Consider the following 19,548-nt stretch of genomic DNA (forward strand, 5'->3'; position numbering starts at 1 on the left):
TGGGGGAGTTCCGAGATGTGAGACGAGGGATTGGGACTCGCGTGCTACCCGCGTTCTATGCCAGCAGGTCTTCGCCTTCGCGCATGGTTCCGGTGCGTACCTGTGTCTTGCGCGGCAGAAGTATGCGCATGACAGTGCCCTTATCCAGTTCGCTCTCTACGCGCAGTTCACCGCCGTGGCGCTCGATGATCTCGTGCGAGATGTAGAGGCCCAGGCCGTTGCCGAGGTCGCCCTTGGTGGAGAAGAACGGCTGGAAGAGATGCCGCACTGTCTCTGGCGACATGCCGATGCCATCGTCTCCCACGCGCACTTCGACGAGGGTGTCGGATGCGTAGCCTGCATCTATCCAGACGGTGCCGCCGACGCGTGCTGCATCGATTGCGTTGGCGACGAGGTTGGCGATGACCTGCCGGATCTGGCCCTGGATGCCTTGAATCTCAATGTCGTCGCCACCACGCAGTTCAGCGGTTACGTGGCGGTTGCGAATCTTGCCGTGGAAGAGACGGAGCACGTCGGCGAAGACTGCGCCTGCGGTGAAGCTTTCGGATCCGCCGGAGTTTTCGCGGCTCCAGCGTAGTGTCTGCTTGGTGATGCCGGAGATGCGGACGAGTTCGCTCTCTGCCTGGCTGACGTACTGCATTGCGTCGGAGCCTTCCACGAGGTCATGCCGGATGAGATAGAGCAGGTTCGTAATGGATTCGAGCGGGTTGTTGATCTCGTGCGCGATGACGGAGGTCATGCGGCCGGTGAGGGCGAGCTTCTCTGTCATGCGAAGCGCGGTTTCGCGTTCGCGGCGTTCGGTGAGATCGAACATGGAGCCGATCCAGCCGGCGCGGGCGGCACCGCGGCGCATGAAGGGAACAGCGCGGACGAGGTTCCAACGCGGTACGTTATCGGATCCGGTGAGCAGGCGGATCTCTTCTTCGAAGAACTCACCGCTCTCCACGTGTTCGCGCCAGACGGCTGCGATGCGTTCTTCGTCTTCGGGCGACAGGCGGCCCTGGCTGTACCAGCGTCCGCCTTCGGAGAGGCCGGCCTCGCGCCAGCGGTCGTTGACGTAGAGGATGTTGCCGGCGTCGTCGGCGGTGAAGATCTTTTCGGGCAGGGCGTGGGTGAGCTGCTCGAAGCGCGCGTTGGAGAGTTCGGCCTCTTCTTCTGCGCGGCGGAGGCTGATGGTGGTGATGGCGGCACGGAATTCGCGGGCAGAGGACATCTCCGCGCTGGTCCAGCGGCGGGCCTGTCCACGGAATGTTTCGCGCCAGCTTTCAAAGGATTTTCTTGGGTTCAGACGGTCATCCGGTCCCTTGAGCTTGATGGGTTCGCCCGCCCACTGCACGGTTTGTACGAGTTCCGGACGGAACCACAGAAGGTATTTCTGGCGGATGTCGGAGACGCGAATGGCGAGTAAGCCAGCGGCGACCGGTGCGATCTCTCTTGCCCAAGGGAGGACGCTTTCGAGGTAGCGCGTCTCAAAGAGGTCGAGCTCAGGCTGATTGTCGAGCCACTCTACGATGCGTGCCACTGATTCGCGGTCAGGCGTGATGCCGACGTGCTGGAAGTCACCATCGACCCAGAGTGCCGCGCCGTCTGCGCCGGTGACCTGGCGGACGAGGTCCATCTGTGAGCCGATGCCGCCAATGTAGTCGAACTGAGCGGCGATGTGCGTGAGGAGTTCGCGCTGAACGGCGTGGAACTTGGTGAGCGTCTGCAACCGGGCCGCGGTGCGGAAGGTGGTGAGCTGCGTGCCGACGAGCTTGGAGAGCATGTCACATGCGGATCGGACGAGGAACGGCACCATGCGGGGTTGCGAGTGATGCCCGCTGATGAGGCCCCACAGGCGGCCTTCGCTGAGGATGGAGATGGACATGGACGAGGCCGTGCCCATGTTCCGCATGTACTCGAGGTGGATGGGCGAGACGGAGCGCAGGACGGAGAGCGAAAGGTCGACGATGTGAGGTGCGCCGTCGGAGCTGCGCAACGGCGACGGGACGTAGTTGCCGTTTGGAATGATGCGAACGGTGTTGAGGACGTAAAGGTCGCGCGCCTGCTGCGGGATGTCTGACGCGGGGAAGCGCAGATTCATGTAGGTGGGCAGCAGACCGCTGTTGGCTTCGGAGCGGACGGTGCCGTTGCCCTCTTCATCGAAGCTGTAGAGCATGACGCGGTCGAAGCCGGTCATAGCCGCTACCTGCTTGGTGATGGCGTCGCAGAGCTCCTGCTCGGTCTCGAGCCGGGAGAGGGTTGCGACGAAGTTGGTGATGACGGTGTTCATCATCTCGGAGCCGACGAGGCGGTCCTGCCGCTCGAACTCGAGGATGCGCTTGCCTTCGACGCAGTGGGTGACGACGGAGAAGAGGTCGTCGTGGATGCGGAAGGCGCCCACGTAGCTGATCATGCCATCCGGGTCGGACGAGCAGCTCTGGCGTTGGATCATGGAGGTGAGTTCTCGTTCGAAGAGAACGCTTACCGGGGCGCCGAGGATGAGCTTGAGTGGTGTCTGGAGGAAGTCCCTTGCGTTTTCGCTGGCAAGCACCACGTGTTCGTGGGTTTCATCGAGGCCCAGGAGGAATCCATGCGGCTGGATGGAACCCGGGATGCGAATGGGTTCGGACGCACAGTTGTCCAGCGTTATGGGATCGGCTACCGCGGGGAGCGGGGTGGAAGGGTTTGCCAGGTCAACACTCATCTCTGCTTGAGTTCGATGCGTTGCCTGGCGCTGCCGTTTTGCCGACGTGCCGCTTTCGTTACCGGCTTAGGACGCGGCGACGATCTCTTTTGGCGCGATGGAAGTTCGCATGCTGTCGCCGAAGAGGGTGAACATGTTTTTGGCGCTTGCGATGACGGTATCGGCGTCGTCTTCGGGGAGTGCTTCCAGCAGGGACTTGAATTCGCGCCAGCGCTGGCCGGTGTGATCGCCGTAGCCGGCGAAGTAGCTGTCGCCGAGGCCTGGCTGCAGACCGAGTTGCTGTTCGACGTGGCGTGCGAGGAGCTGGCCGCCGAGGGTTGAGCCTTCCATGACGTACATGCGGCCGAGGAAGACGGCGCGCGGGTCTCCTGCGACTGCGGTTGCTGTCATGGGGCCGTTGGGAACGTCATCTTCCGTAGGGGGAGCGGACTCGCCCATGGTTTTGAGGTCGTCGGCGAGCAGCGAGGCGCGGCGGCGTTCGGCGACCATGGCGCGGAGGTCTTCCGGTGCGTGCTGGTCGGCCCAGGCGTCCCAGGCGCGGACGATGCGGTAGAAGCGGCGCAGGACATCCACGTACTGCTCACGGGTGAGCGTCGGGCTCATGAGCGGGACCGAGTCTTCCGTGCCCGCGTGGTCGGCCGCGGTGGCCTGGCGAAGTCGAAGTGTATCCATAGTTGCAGCTTCATCCTACCGCCCCGGGGTTACGGAGGCGGAATGGGCCGGGGATTCGAGGGTGCGACGGCTGCGGCGGGTGGATGTGAGCAGGAAATCTGTGTGGCGATGTACACGCCTGCAACGGCTGCTCGTCCCAAATTGTGCAGACACCACACCTTCGCCGGGCCCGCACGAGCCGGTGGGAACTCGATCCGCATCCACTGCTGGTGCCGAAGACGCAGGAAATGACCCATGGCCTATACTCTCCACGCTAGTGTGCTGAATTTCGTGCAGGACAAGACGCTCTCAGAGCTCGACGACATCGACGCGCTGGCGCGGACGTACCGGCCGCGGTTGTTGCGGTTTGTGGTGGCTTCGGTACGTGATGAGGATCTGGCCGACACCATCGTGCAGGACACGCTGCTGAAGGCGTATCGCAACCGCGCGGGTTTTCGCGGTGAGTGCAGCGTGAATACGTGGCTTACCGGGATTGCGGTGAATCTGATCCGGGACCATGCGCGCACGCAGAAGTTCAAGTTCTGGCGGAAGGCGCATGCCACGGCAGTGGACGCGACGGACATGGCGAATCACCTGCGCAGTAGCGGGTCGTCGCCGGAGGGGTCTTTGCTGGCGCGGGAACAGGCGCTGCAGGTGCATGCCGCCATGGATGAGCTGTCGCCGAATCAGCGCAGCGTCTTCCTGATGCGGTTTATCGAAGAGATGGAACTGGCGGAGATCGCACAGGCGATGAATATGCCCGTAAATACTGTGAAAACGCACCTGCACCGGGCAGTAAAATCTGTACGTACCCGCGTCGGAGGAGGCAGAGTATGAGACAACATCACGCCCTCACAGACGAGCAGTTTGCGGACCTGCTGGCAGGCCGCCCGAGCGCGGGGACGTTGTCGGAACTGCATGACGATGCCGATGCGGAGCTGGAGCTGGCAGAGTTGAAGTCTGCGTTGCACAGCTATCGCGCCGAGACTTTGGATTGGGCGGAGCGCCGGGCTGCTACTGCGCCATCTCTGGTGCCGGCCGCGCGGCGGCGTGCACTTTGGGTGGCGGTGCCGCAATGGTCGATGGCCGCGATTGCGGTAGCAGCGGTTGCGGTTGGGGTGGGGCACTTTTCCGGCCGTGGCAGCGACGATGCTATGCCGAACGCCGCGTCGATCAGCGCTCCTGCGGTGTTGTCGTCGGCGTCGGAGATTGCGACGGATAATCAGCTGCTCACGTCGATCGATGACGCGCTCACGTCTGATTTGTCCGCCGTCGATGCTTTGGGGTTGAAGCCTGCGTCCGATGCCGGGCGCCACGGCAATATGGAGTAAGGTGGGTCGCGCAGGCATTCCGGTTCGTAGCATCCCCCCAAAGAGAAGGGGAGCACGAGAACTAGGGTTTTTCAGGGGTTAGGGTCGTGAAGCTGGTACAGACAATCCGAATACTGTCACTGACGGCAGCGATGCTGCTTGCTGCGAGTTCGCCGGCGCAGGGGCCGGGCGGTGGCGGCATGCGCGGTGGTGGTGGCATGCACGGTGGCGGTGGCATGGGGATGCCCGGTGGCGGCGGACGGATGGGCATGCCAGGCATGCCGGGCCGAGGCGGCATCGGTATGCCGGGCGGCGATCCTTCGCGGTCGCAGGGTGGTCCGCGAGTCTCGAGTGGTAGCGCACGTGGTGGCCTGGCTCCGACCGGCCGCTGGTGGGACGACAAGAAGGTTGCGAAGTCGCTGGGTATCAACGGCGATCAGCAGAAGCGCATGGATGGCATCTTCCAGCAGAACCGCGAGACGCTGCAACAGCGCTATGACGCCTTCACGAAAGCTCAGTCGAAGCTGGAGTCGTTGAAGCGCTCCGGGAACGTTTCGGAGACGGAGCTGTTCAGCGAGATCGAGCGGACGAGCCAGGCCCGGGCGGAGCTGGAGCAGGCGTATACGCATATGCAGCTGCAGTTGCGCGGTGAGATGACGCCGGACCAGATTGGCGCGCTGGAAGAGATCCATTAGGATCTCGCCGTTCTTTTTGCAGTGCAAAGTCGTTTCGCGCTGAATCCCAAAATCCTACAAGCGGCAATCTCTGCTGACACCATGTTGTCAGTAGGGTGTCAGTAGTGTGACTCCTGTGCGGTAACTCACCGCCTTAGGAGCACTCCATGAGCGATATCGAGAAGAAGGCACTGCCGAAGGGCGGACTTACCTGGTTTGAAGTCTCCACTGCAGACATTACGCGCGCTGTTTCTTTCTACGAGGCCGTGCTGGCAGAGTGCCTGATCGACGTGGGGCACGACGAACCCATGTACATGTTTCCGTTGCATGATGGCGCGGTAACGGGTGCGCTGATACGGCGGCCGGGCCGGGTTCCGTCTGCTGCGGGTGTGCTGGTCTATCTGCATATCCACGGTCCGCTGGCCGATGCAATGGCACGCGTTGCCCCGGCCGGGGGACAGCTTGTGACCGGGGCGATGGTGGTCGATGGTGTCGCGGGGACGTTCTGCGTCATCGAGGACACGGAAGGCAATCACATCGGAATCCATGCAATTTCCTAACGGAGACGTGGCAGTAGGATGGCAGTAGCATGCGACGCGCCGATCGACTCTTTCGAATCGTCAGCCTGTTGCGTTCCGGTCGGATGATGACGGGGGCGCAACTGGCGGAGCGTCTGCAGATTTCGCCACGCACGCTGTACCGCGATGTGGCGGACCTGCAGCGTACGGGGACGCCCATTACCGGCGAGGCGGGTGTGGGGTACACGCTGCGCAAGGACGAGCATCTGCCGCCCATGCACTTTACGCCGGAGGAGATGACGGCGCTGGTGCTGGGCGCGCGTATGGCTGGTGCATGGGGCAGTGAGTCGACGCAGAGCGCGGCGAACGATGCTCTGGTGAAGATCGAGGCGGCGCTGCCGGCGGAGCATCGCAGCCGGGTGGATCGCGTGCTGCTGTTTGCGCCTTCGTTCGCGCATCCTGCGCAGACGCGCAAGTTGCTGGACCGTCTGCATGAGGCCTGTACCAAGAATCGCGTGATGCGCTTTGGCTATACGGATGAGGCGGGCCGGGAGACGGAACGGGCGGTGCATCCGCTGGGCTTGTTCTTCTGGGGCAATCGGTGGACGCTGGTGGCGTGGTGCCGTCGCCGCGATGACTTTCGGCACTTCCGGTTGGATCGGATGCGTGAGGTCGCTGTGAGTGACGAGGTCTTTGCCAGCAAGCGCGGCCAGCGGCTGCAGGACTTTATCCGGAAGGTGCGGAGCGAAAAACAGCCAGCGGAAGCATGACGTGCAAAGCGTCAGACATCCCTTTTGCACTTAGGGGACTCGTACCACTATCGCGATCGGCGGTGCTTGTCGAGCGAACTTCTTTGTGAGGGTTAAGAATATGCTGATTGTGCTGCTGATCGTTCTGTTGCTGGTCTTCGGTGGTGGTGGTTATTACATGGGACCTGGTGCTGGTTATTACGGCGGCGGCGGCCTGAGCCTTATCGTTCTGCTTGTGATCCTGTGGCTGCTCTTCGGCCGCGGCAGCAGCATCTAGGCTCGTCCTCTAGTTTCTAAGCGCCCCGCTCTTCCGATGGAAGTGCGGGGCGTTTGTGCGTTGGTTGTACGAGTCCTACTGTTCCTGCTGGAAGCTTTCCTTGATGTTCTCTGCGACTTCGTCGATGGGTGTCTCACGGGCGAGGGCTGCAAGGTCACGATCGCGTGTGACGTTTTCCATGCCATGGTGGGCGGCGATCTTGCGAGTGACCTGCAAGAGCGCCGTGACTTCTTTCTCCGTGAGAAGAAGCACCTGCAGAATCAGGTGGTCGCGCTCGTCGGAGCGGCGGCTGGTGCGGGATTGCCGCATGAGGATGAAGCTGGCCAGAAGGATGGCTTCGATGGCCACGATGGTGTCGAGCATGGCGAACGGGTAGGGATCGAAGTGCCGGTCGGCCAGAGCCGGTAGCGTGTTCCAAAGAATCCAGGCGGCGAAGCAGACCAGGTGCAGGGCCACAAAGCGAAGGCTGCCGGCGAAGCTGGCGATGGCGTCGCCTGCGCGCTCCATTCGGGTTCGGTTCTCGAAGAATTCCTGCTCATGCTTCGCGATCAGGTCGATATGTTCCTGTACATGCTGCCGCGCCATGATGTTGGGATCCTCTGGCGATTGGATGCGCTCGATGTGCCTGTTGCTACGCCGTTTCGCATCGCGCGGAGGATGCCGTGCCGATGTGGGATTGTGGCGGGAAATTACGCCGGCGCCGGTACTTCTGCATCGAATGGACCATGACAGTTGCAGTTAAGGGAAAGAACTCCGTGCGGATTACGCCGCTCATCGCGTTAGCTGCGCAGGTGGTTGCGCTGGATGCAGCCATGCTGGTTGCTGTTACCGGTGCGGAGGTGGGCGCAGTGCATAAGCTGCGGACGAGCACGCGTCGCGTGGAAGCACAGATGCGTCTGCTGGAGATGTTGTCGACGGGCGCCAAGCCGATCCGCCTGCCCGACTACGCGGCCGAGGCGAAGGCTGTTCGGCGACGTTTGATGAAGGTGCGGCGCGCGGCGGGTGTGGTGCGTGATCTGGATGTGCAGACGACGATTATCCGCATGGACGCGCCGTCGAAGTCGGCGGTGCATCGGGATTCGCCCGGCGATATCATGCGGCGGCAGGCGAAGAAGCTGCGGAAGTACCTGGAAGACGAGCGCGATCGCGAGGCGGTGAAGCTGCAGATTGTTTTGCATGCGCAGGTGGAGAAGCTGGCCGCCGATTTACAGGCGCTGGAGCATGCGTTGAAGTCTCCTCGCGAGGTGACCGCAACCGAGGCTTCGCTGTCAGCGCGTTTGCAGGGCTGGTTTGCGGAGCAGACGACGGCCCTCATCCGGCAGAAAAAGATGAAAGGACCGTCGGCTGAGGCGAACGAGCAGTATTCGGTCGCGATGCTGGATGAGGATGAGCTTCACACGGTTCGGAAGGCGGCGAAGCTGTGCCGGTATGTGGCGGAGAGCGCGCCGGAGGGTTCCGCGACACATGCGCTGGCGGTACGCTTTGAGAGCATGCAGGAGGCCGGCGGGCGGTGGCACGACTGGCTACTGCTGGAGCAGCTTTCGCGGCACTTCCATGGCAAGGATGCGGAGCTGACGGTGCGGTACGGCAAGCATCGGGATGCGGCTCTGGAGGACTATCGGCTGCGTCTCTCGGAGCTAATGCCTACGGCTGCGTAGTAGCTCGACGGAACAAATAAGAAGCGCGGCCGAAGAGGATCTCTTCGGCCGCGCTTCTTATTGATGAAGTCTTACTTCTTTGGAGCGGCCTGCGGTGCTGGCTGCTTCTCGTCCGGCTTGGCCTGATCCGTGATGTCCTGGCCGTTGTAGAAGATGCGCGAGGACGAACGGAAGCGACGGTAGTCCGTGTACTTGACCGTGTTGCGCATGTGGATGTCGTTCGCCGGGCCGTTTCGGCTGCTGGCTGCGAAGTGTACGGTGCCGTCGGCGCGCGTGTAGGTGGGGAACCAGTTCACCGTGTCTACCTGCTCGTAGTAGGTGGTGAAGGGAATGGAGAAGTGGCCGTTCTTCAGGTCGTCCGGCGTGTTCTTGCCGTTGATCATGACGATCTCCAGATCCTTCTGATCGACCCAGACCTTGCCTTCGAAGAAGCGGTGCTTCAGGTCGGCGTGCAGGGGTGTGGCCTGGAAGACGTAGGTGTCGAGTTCGTCGACGCGCTGCTTGCCGAGGTATTTGACGTCGTAGTTGGGCAGGTCTTCGGTGGTGAGGACGAGCGGGATGCGCAGGCGCAGATCCTCGAAGTCGTACTGGTCGATGATGACGCGCTCCATGGTGTTCTGCGGCGCGAAGACGACGGTCTCATTGCGTGTGCCATCACGATTGAAGCCGACATCGGTGACCTGGCGATACTCGCCGTCGGGCTTGCCGTTGTCGTCGTTGATGGTCTGCATGACGACGGTCTGGCGAAAGGTGTAGTTTTCGCGGGCCTTGGCGAAGGCGGACTCATGCTTGCCCATCTCTTCGACGATCTGCTCCGGCGTTTTGCCGGCAGGGGGTGTGGGATCCAGTTTGCCGAGGCCGTCCTGGGCCATGGCTGGCAGTGCTGCCAACAGTACCGAAACTAACCCAAAGACAACACGCCGCATGTACAGCTCCCCTTACCATTCTTAGACGCAGAATCTGGCACGTTGGCGCAGCCTGCTGCGTCGTGTAACTTGGATACGTTTGGCGCGGCAGCATGCCGCCGGGGTGCAAGGATCATGGGAACAGTGGATAACGTCAATCGGCGTGAGTTCTTTCGGCGTGCGGGAGCAGCCGGAGTGATGGGGGCAGCGATGCCGGAGATGCTGGCCTATGCGGGCGGCTTTGATCAGGGCAACATCACGCATGAGGTGATTGAAGCGGGCCCGGTGATCAAGCCGACGGAGACGATCAACTTTGCCGTCTGCGGCATGAGCCATGACCATATCTACGGCATGACCGACAGCATCATCCGCGGTGGCGGCAAGCTGGTGGCCTGGTACGGTGCCGAGCCGAACAAGATTGAACGGTTTCGCAAGCGCTATCCGGACGCGAAGCAGGTGATGAACGAGGAGGCGATCCTGGATGACAAGAATATCCAGCTTGTCCTGAGCTCGACTATTGCGAACGAGCGTGCGCCGCTGGGTGTGCGTGCGATGAAGCGCGGTAAGGACTTCCTGAGCGACAAGCCCGGCGCGACCACGCTGGAGCAGGTCGAAGCCATCCGCAAGACGATTGCAGAGACGGGCCGGATCTACGGCATCCTGTACAGCGAGCGGCTTGAGGTAAAGGCGGCGGTGAAGGCCGGCGAACTGGTGCACTCCGGTGCGATCGGTCGCGTGATTCAGACGATCAATATCGCGCCGCACCAGGTGGTGCAGGGTGGCGGCAACGGCGGTGGCGCCGATCCTCGACCTGACTGGTTCTACAAGCCGGAGCAGTATGGCGGCATCCTGTGCGACATTGGTTCGCATCAGGTGGATCAGTTCCTGTACTACACGGGCAGCAAGTCGGCGGAGATTGTTGAGTCGCAGGTGTCGAACGTTGGACATCCGGATCATCCACAGTTCCAGGACTTTGGCGACATGGTGCTGCGCGGCGATCGTGGCTTCGGTTATGTGCGTCTGGACTGGTTTACGCCGGATGGTCTGGGCACGTGGGGCGATGGCCGCTTGTTCATTCTTGGTACCAAGGGTTACATTGAGGCGCGCAAGTATACGAATGTTGGCGTGAACAAGACGGGCAACAATTTGTTCGTGGTGGATGGCAAGCAGCAGCGCTTTATCGATTGCAACAATGTCGATCTGCCGTTTGGCCGCCAGTTCGTCTCTGACATCGTGCACCGCACGCATACGGCACAGGACCAGGTACAGGCACTGCTGGCGGCTGAACTCGTCATCAAGGCGCAGATGAAGGCCAAGTGGGTCAAGCTGGACGAAGCGTAAGCGGAATCGTTAAGGAGCTTCATCAATGTTGAATCATCCGTTGTCCCGCCGCTCCGCACTGAAGACGATGCTGATGGCATCGGCAGTAGCAGCGGCACCGCGCTTCTCGTTTGGTTACGCGTTGAAGCCGTCGCCGGTTCGCCTGGGTATTGCGAGCTATACGTTTCGTAAGTTCAACCCGTCCCAGTTAATCGACTTCATGCATCAGTTGAAGACGCCTTACCTGAACCTGAAGGACGTGCATCTTCCGATGACACCGCCGGACGCTGCGCCGAAGCAGGCTGCGGAGTATCGCGCTGCAGGGCTGACGTTGACCGCCGATGGGACGATCTATTTCCCGAAGGATGAGGATGAGGATATCCGGCAGAAGTTTGAGTATGTGAAGTCGGCCGGGATCCCGATGATCGTGGGATCGCCGTCGCATGAGGCGCTGGGCCGCGTGGAGAGCTTTGTGAAGAAGTACGACATCAAGCTTGCCATCCACAATCATGGTCCTGAGGACAAGGAGTGGCCTTCGCCGCACGACATCCTGAAGCTGATCGGAAAGATGGATAAGCGGATGGGCTGCTGTGTGGATGTGGGCCATGCGATGCGTGCGGGCGATGATATTCCGGCAACGCTGCGTGAGGTTGGGCCCCGGCTGCTGGCGATGCACATCAAGGATCTGGCTGATCCGAAGGCGAAGGAGAGCCAGGTTGCGGTGGGCGAGGGTGTTATGCCTGTGCGCAAGATCTTCGAGACGCTGGTCGAACTCAAGTATCCGGGTGTGGTTGACCTGGAGTATGAGATCCACGGTGACGATCCGATGCCGGGCGTGATGAAGAGCTTTGCGTCGATGCGTAAGACGCTGGCCGATATGGGTTACAGCGCCTAGGATCCTTTCGACAGACTTAGCAGTGATTGCAACTGGTGCGTGCGCAGCCGAATGAGCTGCGCACGCACTGTTGTTTGTGGCAGGTCCGGATACGCGGCGCGGGCGAAGCTGGTCCAGGCATCTACCAGCTTTAACCAGGCGCGCTCTGTTTCGCGGATGCCCTCGGGCTTGATGGTGCCGAACTGCCAGCTCTTGGCTGGCGCATGTTGCAACTGCTGGTAGGTGGCGTTCAGCTTCGTGTCGAGCTTTGCGAGTTCTGCTGCGGATGTAGCCGGTACGTCGCGTTTGTGGAAGCGTTGGAGGTTGATCAGAAACTGATCGGACAGTTTGTCTTCCTCCTGCTGCGCGAACATGCCTCTTGCCGTTCCCGAGAGATCGATCTCGTTGCGGGTTCGGCTCTGTTCAAAGGCCTGTTCTGCTTTCTGCAGGTTTGGTAGCAGCAGCTTTGCGGCAGGGGGCAGCGTGGAGACCTCTGCTGCAATGTTGCGATCGCGAGCGGTCTTGACCTTGTCCGAGGTCACTGCCTGGCAGGTGCCCATGCTGAGTCCGCTGGTGATGTCGTCGCACAGGTCGAAGTTGCCAGTGGTGGCGTGAGTTGTGCGGAGGTACTCCAGGTGGCCGATGCGGGAGGCCTGTTCCGCCGGGGCGGCCCAGTCGTTTTCGCAGGCGAAGCGGATTGCGAGATCGTAGTTGCGTTCGACGCCTCGCCCGTTGGCGTAGAGCATGGTCAGCACGCCCGGCCCATAGAACATATCGCCGACGGTTGGGCGTGGATGGGCGCGTTGCCACCAACCGCATTGCAAGGCTGCGGCATAGTTCGGCTTGCTGCCTGGGCCGTAGTACAGCGCCTGTTCGTCGCAGGCTGGCAGTTGGCTGGCGGAGAGGGGACCTGCAGGAGGCTGGATGGGCAAAGGTGTTGCCTGCGCGGATTTGCAGACGGACTTCCAGTTTTCTTCAGACCGGTCCGTCGGGTCCTGCGCCTGCAGGTGTGCGGCGGTGCAAAGAGAAACGGCGGCAAGAGTCAGAATGCTGAGTCTCATGCCGCCGATCCTATCTGTCATGCTGCGTTCGTACAAATGCCGGTTTAGGTGAGCTTCGGCTCCCAGCCCTTTTCGTAGGTGCGGGTGCGAAGTGCGGTTGCGGCGGGATCGCTTACGAAGGCGCCTGTTGTGGTGTTTACCTTCAGGTCGCGCTTCAGTTCGTAGGCGATGTTAGACATCAGCAGGATCGCAACGGACTTGCTGGCGTCATCGATGGGCGAGTCGAGCTTCGTTCCCGGTGTCTTGATGGCGTCGAGGAAGTTGGTGAAGTGCAGGTCCGTCATGGAGTCGGCGCCGACGGTGTCGCTGCTGGAGGTCTTGGCCACCTTCGGGATCTTGTACTCCTTCGTCATCTTGCCCTTCAGATCGTGGATCTCGTAACCGTCGCGGTCGATGATGACAGTGCCCGTGGTGCCGTAGACGGCCAGTCCGCGCTCGCGGTTGTAGATGGGCATGTCATTGCAGCAGCGGCCCTCCCACTCGATGAGTTTGTCGCCGTACTCGAAGCTGGTGTTCAGGGTGTCGTAGAACTCCCAGTCATCCTTGAAGTGATAGCGTCCGCCGGATGCGGTGACGCGGCTGGGATAGCCGGGGACTTCGAGGGCCCAGCGGCAGACATCGACTTCGTGCGTGCCGTTATTCAGGGTTTCGCCGGTGCCGTAGATCTTCAGCCAATGCCAGTTGTAGGGGTGAACGTTGTCCTTGTAGGCGCGGTGCGGTGCAGGGCCCTGCCACAGGTCCCAGTTGAGAGTGGCGGGTGTGGGTGCGAGCTTGCCTGTGCCCATAGTGCCGCGATTGTTGGTATACCAGGCCTTCGCGTAGTAGGCGCGGCCGATGAGGCCGCTGTGGATCTGGTCGACAACCTCTTTGGTGTGGGGCGAGGAGCGCTGCTGGTTGCCCATCTGCAGCACCTTGCCGTACTTCTTCTGGGCGGCGACGATGAGTTCGGCCTCATGCAGATTGTGGCTGCAGGGCTTTTCGACGTAGACATCCTTGCCCGCCTGCATGCCCATGATGGCCATGGGTGTGTGCCAGAAGTCAGGCGTGGCGATGGTGATGACGTCAACGTCCTTGCTCTCGAGGACCTTGCGGAAGTCGCCTTCAGCCTTGGGCGCGGTGCCCATCCGCTTCTCGGTGGCGGCTGCGTACTTTGCCAGGATGGTGGAGTCCACGTCGGAGACGTGCGTGATGGCCGCGGCATTGCGGTTGGCGTACAGACTGCTCAGGTGCGCATAGGCACGGCTGTTAAGGCCGATAACGGCACAGTGCACGCGCTCGTTCGAGCCCATGACACGGGCGTAGCTCTTTGCGGTCGAACTCAGGGCGATGCCTGCGGCAGATGCGGCAACGGTCTTCGTAAATTGGCGGCGCGTCAGCATGATTTCTCCTTGCGGGGCCAATTCTAAACACAGAACAACAGGGCTGGCTTGTGCGGCACGCGTAATCTTGTCTTCATGCCGTTTGCAAAGCGAAAGTCGAAGGAACCGCTGACCGAGTTGGAGCTGTTCGATTACGCCTGCAAGTCGCTGGGCGCGCGCATGCAGTCCGTGCGCGATCTGCGCCGCAAGATGAAAGATCGCGCCGAGCCTGGGGAAGAGGGCGAGGCGATGATGGATCGCATCCTGATCAAGCTGAAAGAGATGCGATACCTGAGCGATGAGCGCTTTGCCGCGGACTTTACCAAGCTGCGGCAGGAGAACCGAAGCCTGGGCCGCCGGCGGGTGCAGCAGGATCTGCAGCAGAAGGGCATTGCCGGCGACCTGATCTCGTCAACGTTGTCCGAGGCGTACGACGGTGTGGATGAGATTGCGCTGGTGCGGACGCACATGGAGCGCAAGCGGATCCCGGCACCTACGGACGACAAGAGCACTGCACGGGTTCTGAGACGGCTGACGGCTGCTGGGTTCTCTTCCAAGTCGATCTTTGCGGTACTGCGGTCGCTGAAGGCTGGCGAGCAGGTGCTGGATCGGGTTGAGGCGGACGTCGACGACCTGTAGCCAGGGCGCGGCGGGATGCATCCTCCTGAAGACTGCACTCTTATTCTCCGAAGAATGGCCCACCCGGACTTTCGATCTTGAGCGCGTTTCGCGTTTGGATCAACTTGGCGTGAGCGGCCATCTGGATGGTTGCGGACCTCCAGGCATCACAGAAATCATGAAGAAACGCGCGATTCTCGGCCTGGCGGCTGCTACTGCTCTTGTCTCGACTGTTCCTGCTGCTTCCGCGCAGCGTAATGCACCTGCACCGACCGATATCACCGTCGGCAAGCTTGAGTCAGTGGCGACCTTCAACGGTCCTATGCCGACGGGTGTCACGGTCTCGCGGTCGGGCCGGATCTTTGTGAATTTCCCGCGGTGGGGTGACGATGTGCCGTTCACCGTTGCGGAGGTTGTGAAGGGTAAGGCCGTTGCGTACCCGGATGCATCGGTAAACGACTGGGCCGGGCGTTCGAAGCCGAATCCGAATGCTTACATGAACGAGGCCGACAATCAGACGCACTTCGTCAGCGTGCAGTCGGTTGTGGTCGATCCGGAAGACCGTCTCTGGGCGTTGGATACGGGCGCTCCGTTGCTGAAGAACGTCGTCCCGGGCGGCGCGAAGCTGGTGTGCATCGACCTGGCGACGAACAAGATCGTCAAGACGATTCTGCTGCCGCCGGAGACGGCCGGCCCCAACAGCTACATGAATGACGTGCGATTCGACCTGCGCAAGGGCGAGCAGGGCACGCTGGATCCGCAGTACGCCGTGGGCAGTGCGCCTGGCGCCAGTGCGGATGTGGCAGCGAAGGACGCTAAACACCCGACGGCTGACCGCAAGCCCGGACAGGCTGCGTCGGATTCGATCCATGGGACTGCTTACATTACGGATTCGTCCTCGCAGGGACCGAACGCGATCATCGTTGTGGACCTGGCGACGGGGAAGAGCTTTCGCCGGTTGAATCAGCACTCGAGCGTGCTGGCGGAGGATGGATTCCTAATGTTTGCGGAGGGCCAGCCGGTCTACCAGACGCTGCCGGGCTACCCGCCGACGCCGGTGAACTTTGCCGCCGATGGTATCGCGATCTCGTCTGACGGCAGCACGCTGTACTACTGCCCAATCAACTCGACGAAGCTCTATGCTGTCTCGACCGACGCCCTGCGCGACAGGACGAAGTCGGACACGCAGGTGGCAGCGACTGTTCGTGTTGCTACGGGCAAGATGCCGTCGGACGGGCTTGAGTCCGATGCGAATGGCGCCGTCTACCTGACCGATCCGGTGACCAACAGCATCCATCGCTGGAATCCTCAGACCGGCTTGATCGAAACGCTGGCGCACGATCCGAGACTGCTATGGCCGGATACGATGTCGCTGGGTGAGGACGGCTACCTCTACGTGACAGCGAACCAGCTACACCGGCAGCCGACGATGCATAACGGCCAGGACATGCGCGTGAAGCCGTACCAGCTCTTCCGCATCAAGGTGGACGCAGCGCCGGTGCGGCTACGGTAGCCTCGGGATCAGTGAAGCCCACGGCACCCACGACGGTTGTTGCGATTGACTGGTCCGGCCGTGTTGATCTGCCGGGCCAGCGACGGCACATCGTCGCGGCGGTGTGGCAGCAGGGCAAGGTGCGTGTCGAGAGCGGACGGACGCGCGGCGAGGTTGCCGAGTGGCTTGTGATGCTGGCAGAGAAGGACCCGGCGCTGGTGGTCGGGTTCGACTTCTGTTTCAGCTTTCCTGCCTGGTTTTTGCGCGAGGTGGGTGCGGAGACAGCGCCGCAGTTCTGGCATACGGTCGCGGAGCATGGGGAGCGGTGGCTGTCGCGGGAGAGCGAGGATCGCCGCTTCTGGGGCAAGCCGCACAAACGTCCCGCCGAGTTCAGCGGGGAGCAACTGCACCGGATGCTGCGGGCCACAGATATTGATTGCAAGCTGGCGGCACACATCCCGGAAGAAGAGCGCGCGCTGCGAGTCAAGGGGATTACGCCGAAGTCGGTCTTTCAGATCGGTGGATCTGGTTCGGTGGGGACGGCATCACTTCGGGGCATGCGGACGTTGCAGCATCTGCACGCGGCTGGTTTCCGAGTTTGGCCCTTTGACCGGCCGGAGCCTGGTATTCCGCTGGTGGTAGAGATGTACTCCCGTTTGAATACTGGGCCGGTGCATAAGTCGAATCCCGAGCGGCGTGCGGATTACCTGCTTCGGAAGCGACGCACCGACCCGGCCTATGCTGCTCTAAGCCGGACTGTTCTGGCGAAGGCGCGCGGCGGTGAAGATGCCTTCGACGCGCTGGTCAGCTGCATGGTGATGGCGCAGCATCGTGATGGTTTCTACCAGTTGCCGTCACCGCGCGATCCAGACTATGCGTTGGAGGGCTGGACCTGGGCACCGCCGGCCTGAAGGCCTCCTGTGCCTGACGGATTGATGCTGCGATTGACCTGCTTTTCGCGATAAAGCACGATGTCGCTGGCGTGCAGCAGGTCTTCCACAGTCATGTCGGCTCCGCGCCGCGTGACCATGCCCACACTGACTGAGACGGAGAAGACGTGGCCACCCATGGTTCGCATCTGCAGGCTGTCGATGGCGTTGCGGACGCGTGCAGTTACCAGGGCCGCGGTCGTTTCATCCGCGTCCGGCAGCAGGACAAAGAATTCGTCGCCGCCCAGCCGTGTTGCGATGTCGACGGACCGAAGGCTGGCCTGCAGAACACCGGCGACGGCGCACAGCGATGAGTCGCCTGCGGCGTGACCAAGTTCATCATTGATGAGTTTAAAGCGGTCGATATCCATCATGAGCGCGGAGCAGGGAAGGTTCTTGCGGGCTGCACGCTGCAGTTCGCGCCTGGCGATCAGTTCGAGCACCCGGCGGTTGTACAGACCGGTCAGGGGATCGGTCATGGCGCTCTGTTCCAGCTCGGCATGGACTCGGAGGCTGTCCATCCATAGGTAGCAGAGGGCAAGACCGGCGATGGTGACGACCCCGAGCCAGGAAAACAGCACATCCCCGTTCGCCTTCTGCACCTCCACGGTGAACCGCAAGAACCCAAAGAAGGAATGCAGGCCCAGTAGAGCAGCCATGCTGCGCATCGCGGGACGGATCACAGGCTCGCGCACTCTTAGCAGTGCCGTGATGAGGGCCACGTACATCACCAGCATCACCAGCGACGCTTCCTGAACGCGGAAGATGAGGTTCGGTTGCCAGTAGGTGTAATAAGCGAAGTTGCAGACGGTGGTCACATCCAGCGCCAGCAGATAAGTCCAGGTCCTGTTCCGCTGTGCTGTTGTCGCGCAGATGGCGTAGTGCGTCAACGCGCCGAAGAGCATGAAGAAAAAATTGCCCAGAATGATGGAGCAAAACGGCGGGATAACGCCACGCTCGGCCTGCAGCGCAAGCCCGATCCCGGAACAAAAGTAGGCGGCGGCAAACCACATGGCGCCGGGGTCTCGCCGCTGCTTTCTCTGCCGCTGAAAGGCAAGCAGGATCACCCCGCCCAAGAAGATGAGCAGCCCGGCCTGCATCGAAAAGAGAGTGCGTCGGTCCATTTGGCTCATTGCCCATCGCCTGCCGGGCAACCACAAAATTATCAGTTCGGAGGCGCGGCTTGTTAACTATTGCGCGGGAGGGGCGACCCTGGGTTCTCCGTCGCTCTCTTCCCGGAGAGCGGCACGCGCTCCGTGCAAGCTTGCGCCGCGCCTCTTTTGCTTCTCGCGGAAGAGCACGATATCGCTGGCGTGCATGAGGTCGCCGATGGTGGTGGCTTCGCCGTGCAGGGTGACGCAGCCGATGCTCGCGGAGACCGCAAAGCGTTTATCCCAAGGACTGAGAAGCACGAGACCGGCCAGTGCGAGGTGAATCTGCGCGGCGATTGCGGCTGCTGCGGCTTCATCATGATCCGGCAGCAGCAGAAAGAACTCGTCGCCACCGACGCGGACACCCCGGTCGCACACGCTCTGCACCACGCCGGCGATGGCGCGCAGGGCAGAGTCGCCGGCGGCGTGGCCCTGGGTGTCGTTGATCTCCTTGAAGCGATCGACGTCGAGCATGATAGCCGAGGAGGGTCTGCCGGCAAGGGCGGCCCGCCGTATTTCGTGCACGCCGATCACATCCAGTGCCCTCCGATTGTAGAGGCCGGTGAGCGGGTCGGTCATGGCCAGGTACTCCATCTGTTCCTGCTCCCGGAGGCTTTCCGCCCACAGGTAGCTCAACGCAACGCCGCCGATGGTGAGGATGTTCATGCCGCTGAACCAGAGGCTGGTTCCCGTGTAGCGCCACACCAGTAAGCGCGCCGCGTTGACCACGATGTGGAGTGCGAAGAGCCCCATCATGGCCCGCAAGGCTGGTTGAATCACCCGCTCTTTCGCCTGACCCAACAGCCAGATCAGCGCGCCATACATCAGTGCCGTTACGATGCCGGATGCCAAGGATCGCAGCGGCCAGCTTGGCGAGATCCAGGTCCAGTAGGAGAAGGCTGCGACGGTCGCAGCGTCTGCTGCCAGCAAGGCCATCCACAGGCGCGCGCGCTGTCCCGTTGCTTCCGCAAGACCGCGGCAGGCGAGACCACAGAACGCGAGCAGGAGTGTGTTGCCGAGGATTGTGGTGGTTTGCGGGTAAGGCGAGTGCTCCACTGCCAGCAATTCCAGGCCGAGGCCGCTGGTAAGGTATGCCGCGGCCAGCCACCATGCACTGTTGTCGCCGCGCTTCCGCCGGTATCGGCGGTAGGCGAAGAGGATGACGCCGCTCATCAGCATGAGTAGCGCAGCCTGAATCACGAAAACAGTTCTGTGTTCCAGCAACTTAGAACCTTCGTGGGCGTACGTGAATCGTTCGACGAAGAAGTACTCTCCGACTCTACCAAAGCATGCTGTCGGACATTGGGGTTGTGGGCA

General features: G+C 61.7%; 21 protein-coding genes. 12 read left to right on the top strand and 9 right to left on the bottom strand.

The features are described 5' to 3' along the window. Positions 1-55: 55 nt before the first annotated feature. From TERRO_RS21765 to TERRO_RS23040, 3 genes are all read right to left on the bottom strand, one after another. Positions 56-2,686: an ATP-binding protein gene (locus TERRO_RS21765; protein ID WP_014784512.1), complete on the bottom strand. Its 2,631-nt coding sequence runs from the start codon at positions 2,684-2,686 to the stop codon at positions 56-58. Positions 2,687-2,752: 66 nt separating this feature from the next. Beyond that, a complete protein-coding gene (locus tag TERRO_RS02950) occupies positions 2,753-3,358 on the bottom strand; it encodes a biliverdin-producing heme oxygenase (RefSeq protein ID WP_014784513.1) in 606 nt (201 codons plus the stop codon). Positions 3,359-3,387: 29 nt separating this feature from the next. Then, complete coding sequence (locus TERRO_RS23040) at positions 3,388-3,594, bottom strand: hypothetical protein (RefSeq protein WP_157178235.1); 207 nt, start codon at positions 3,592-3,594, stop codon at positions 3,388-3,390. On the opposite strand from TERRO_RS23040, the gene TERRO_RS02955 reads away from it, so the two are divergent. From TERRO_RS02955 to TERRO_RS22925, 6 genes are all read left to right on the top strand, one after another. Further along, complete coding sequence (locus TERRO_RS02955) at positions 3,593-4,174, top strand: RNA polymerase sigma factor (protein ID WP_014784514.1); 582 nt, start codon at positions 3,593-3,595, stop codon at positions 4,172-4,174. The genes TERRO_RS23040 and TERRO_RS02955 overlap by 2 nt on opposite strands. Continuing rightward, the gene (locus tag TERRO_RS02960; RefSeq protein WP_014784515.1) at positions 4,171-4,668 is read left to right on the top strand and encodes a hypothetical protein; all 498 of its coding nucleotides are present in this window, start codon (positions 4,171-4,173) and stop codon (positions 4,666-4,668) included. The genes TERRO_RS02955 and TERRO_RS02960 overlap by 4 nt, the downstream gene beginning before the upstream one ends. 86 nt (positions 4,669-4,754) lie before the next feature. Continuing rightward, positions 4,755-5,342 (top strand): hypothetical protein, encoded by a 588-nt coding sequence (locus TERRO_RS23490; RefSeq protein WP_014784516.1) that lies wholly within the window; start codon positions 4,755-4,757, stop codon positions 5,340-5,342. Between the two features lie 146 nt (positions 5,343-5,488). Then, complete coding sequence (locus TERRO_RS02970; RefSeq protein WP_014784517.1) at positions 5,489-5,881, top strand: VOC family protein; 393 nt, start codon at positions 5,489-5,491, stop codon at positions 5,879-5,881. Positions 5,882-5,910: 29 nt separating this feature from the next. Next, positions 5,911-6,609, top strand: a complete 699-nt coding sequence (locus TERRO_RS02975; protein ID WP_014784518.1) for a helix-turn-helix transcriptional regulator — start codon at positions 5,911-5,913, stop codon at positions 6,607-6,609. Between the two features lie 100 nt (positions 6,610-6,709). Next, positions 6,710-6,865 (top strand): hypothetical protein, encoded by a 156-nt coding sequence (locus TERRO_RS22925; protein WP_014784519.1) that lies wholly within the window; start codon positions 6,710-6,712, stop codon positions 6,863-6,865. A gap of 75 nt (positions 6,866-6,940) precedes the next feature. On the opposite strand, the gene TERRO_RS02980 is transcribed toward TERRO_RS22925, so the two are convergent. Beyond that, entirely contained in the window at positions 6,941-7,450 is a 510-nt protein-coding gene (locus TERRO_RS02980) for a DUF1003 domain-containing protein (RefSeq protein ID WP_014784520.1), read from the bottom strand. A gap of 140 nt (positions 7,451-7,590) precedes the next feature. On the opposite strand from TERRO_RS02980, the gene TERRO_RS02985 reads away from it, so the two are divergent. Beyond that, positions 7,591-8,523, top strand: a complete 933-nt coding sequence (locus tag TERRO_RS02985) for a CHAD domain-containing protein (RefSeq protein ID WP_041592422.1) — start codon at positions 7,591-7,593, stop codon at positions 8,521-8,523. Between the two features lie 71 nt (positions 8,524-8,594). Here TERRO_RS02985 and TERRO_RS02990 read toward each other — a convergent pair whose 3' ends face one another. Beyond that, positions 8,595-9,449 carry a hypothetical protein gene (locus TERRO_RS02990; protein WP_014784522.1) on the bottom strand — a complete coding sequence of 285 codons (855 nt, stop codon included), beginning with the start codon at positions 9,447-9,449 and terminating at the stop codon, positions 8,595-8,597. Positions 9,450-9,563: 114 nt separating this feature from the next. Here TERRO_RS02990 and TERRO_RS02995 point away from each other — a divergent pair, with 114 nt between their 5' ends. Together TERRO_RS02995 and TERRO_RS03000 are read left to right on the top strand one after the other, a co-directional pair. Beyond that, positions 9,564-10,769, top strand: a complete 1,206-nt coding sequence (locus TERRO_RS02995) for a Gfo/Idh/MocA family protein (protein WP_041592423.1) — start codon at positions 9,564-9,566, stop codon at positions 10,767-10,769. Between the two features lie 25 nt (positions 10,770-10,794). Then, positions 10,795-11,643: a sugar phosphate isomerase/epimerase family protein gene (locus TERRO_RS03000; protein WP_014784524.1), complete on the top strand. Its 849-nt coding sequence runs from the start codon at positions 10,795-10,797 to the stop codon at positions 11,641-11,643. On the opposite strand, the gene TERRO_RS03005 is transcribed toward TERRO_RS03000, so the two are convergent. Beyond that, positions 11,640-12,683, bottom strand: a complete 1,044-nt coding sequence (locus tag TERRO_RS03005; RefSeq protein WP_014784525.1) for a lysozyme inhibitor LprI family protein — start codon at positions 12,681-12,683, stop codon at positions 11,640-11,642. The genes TERRO_RS03000 and TERRO_RS03005 overlap by 4 nt on opposite strands. A 44-nt stretch (positions 12,684-12,727) precedes the next feature. Next, positions 12,728-14,062, bottom strand: a complete 1,335-nt coding sequence (locus tag TERRO_RS03010; RefSeq protein WP_014784526.1) for a Gfo/Idh/MocA family protein — start codon at positions 14,060-14,062, stop codon at positions 12,728-12,730. 75 nt (positions 14,063-14,137) lie between these two features. On the opposite strand from TERRO_RS03010, the gene TERRO_RS03015 reads away from it, so the two are divergent. From TERRO_RS03015 to TERRO_RS03025, 3 genes are all read left to right on the top strand, one after another. Then, entirely contained in the window at positions 14,138-14,680 is a 543-nt protein-coding gene (locus TERRO_RS03015) for a regulatory protein RecX (protein ID WP_041592908.1), read from the top strand. 157 nt (positions 14,681-14,837) lie between these two features. Then, positions 14,838-16,172, top strand: coding sequence for an L-dopachrome tautomerase-related protein (locus TERRO_RS03020; protein ID WP_014784528.1), 1,335 nt, complete (start codon positions 14,838-14,840; stop codon positions 16,170-16,172). 11 nt (positions 16,173-16,183) lie between these two features. Further along, positions 16,184-17,062, top strand: a complete 879-nt coding sequence (locus TERRO_RS03025) for an HAD family hydrolase (protein WP_014784529.1) — start codon at positions 16,184-16,186, stop codon at positions 17,060-17,062. Here TERRO_RS03025 and TERRO_RS03030 read toward each other — a convergent pair. Beyond that, positions 17,023-18,204 carry a GGDEF domain-containing protein gene (locus TERRO_RS03030; protein WP_041592424.1) on the bottom strand — a complete coding sequence of 394 codons (1,182 nt, stop codon included), beginning with the start codon at positions 18,202-18,204 and terminating at the stop codon, positions 17,023-17,025. The two genes, TERRO_RS03025 and TERRO_RS03030, sit on opposite strands and share 40 nt — an antisense overlap. 66 nt (positions 18,205-18,270) lie before the next feature. Next, positions 18,271-19,455, bottom strand: coding sequence for a GGDEF domain-containing protein (locus TERRO_RS21770; protein WP_157178236.1), 1,185 nt, complete (start codon positions 19,453-19,455; stop codon positions 18,271-18,273). Between the last annotated feature and the right edge of the window lie 93 nt (positions 19,456-19,548).

Origin of the sequence: Terriglobus roseus DSM 18391, assembly GCF_000265425.1 — a bacterium.
Lineage (GTDB): Bacteria > Acidobacteriota > Terriglobia > Terriglobales > Acidobacteriaceae > Terriglobus > Terriglobus roseus.

Coding starts and splice junctions, on each gene's coding strand:
- TERRO_RS21765 (WP_014784512.1), bottom strand. CDS start 2,686: ATGAGTGTTGACCTGGCAAACCCTTCCACCCCGCTCCCCGCGGTAGCC.
- TERRO_RS02950 (WP_014784513.1), bottom strand. CDS start 3,358: ATGGATACACTTCGACTTCGCCAGGCCACCGCGGCCGACCACGCGGGC.
- TERRO_RS02955 (WP_014784514.1), top strand. CDS start 3,593: ATGGCCTATACTCTCCACGCTAGTGTGCTGAATTTCGTGCAGGACAAG.
- TERRO_RS23040 (WP_157178235.1), bottom strand. CDS start 3,594: ATGGGTCATTTCCTGCGTCTTCGGCACCAGCAGTGGATGCGGATCGAG.
- TERRO_RS02960 (WP_014784515.1), top strand. CDS start 4,171: ATGAGACAACATCACGCCCTCACAGACGAGCAGTTTGCGGACCTGCTG.
- TERRO_RS02970 (WP_014784517.1), top strand. CDS start 5,489: ATGAGCGATATCGAGAAGAAGGCACTGCCGAAGGGCGGACTTACCTGG.
- TERRO_RS02975 (WP_014784518.1), top strand. CDS start 5,911: ATGCGACGCGCCGATCGACTCTTTCGAATCGTCAGCCTGTTGCGTTCC.
- TERRO_RS22925 (WP_014784519.1), top strand. CDS start 6,710: ATGCTGATTGTGCTGCTGATCGTTCTGTTGCTGGTCTTCGGTGGTGGT.
- TERRO_RS02980 (WP_014784520.1), bottom strand. CDS start 7,450: ATGGCGCGGCAGCATGTACAGGAACATATCGACCTGATCGCGAAGCAT.
- TERRO_RS02985 (WP_041592422.1), top strand. CDS start 7,591: ATGACAGTTGCAGTTAAGGGAAAGAACTCCGTGCGGATTACGCCGCTC.
- TERRO_RS02990 (WP_014784522.1), bottom strand. CDS start 9,449: ATGCGGCGTGTTGTCTTTGGGTTAGTTTCGGTACTGTTGGCAGCACTG.
- TERRO_RS02995 (WP_041592423.1), top strand. CDS start 9,564: ATGGGAACAGTGGATAACGTCAATCGGCGTGAGTTCTTTCGGCGTGCG.
- TERRO_RS03000 (WP_014784524.1), top strand. CDS start 10,795: ATGTTGAATCATCCGTTGTCCCGCCGCTCCGCACTGAAGACGATGCTG.
- TERRO_RS03005 (WP_014784525.1), bottom strand. CDS start 12,683: ATGAGACTCAGCATTCTGACTCTTGCCGCCGTTTCTCTTTGCACCGCC.
- TERRO_RS03010 (WP_014784526.1), bottom strand. CDS start 14,062: ATGCTGACGCGCCGCCAATTTACGAAGACCGTTGCCGCATCTGCCGCA.
- TERRO_RS03015 (WP_041592908.1), top strand. CDS start 14,138: ATGCCGTTTGCAAAGCGAAAGTCGAAGGAACCGCTGACCGAGTTGGAG.
- TERRO_RS03020 (WP_014784528.1), top strand. CDS start 14,838: ATGAAGAAACGCGCGATTCTCGGCCTGGCGGCTGCTACTGCTCTTGTC.
- TERRO_RS03030 (WP_041592424.1), bottom strand. CDS start 18,204: ATGGACCGACGCACTCTCTTTTCGATGCAGGCCGGGCTGCTCATCTTC.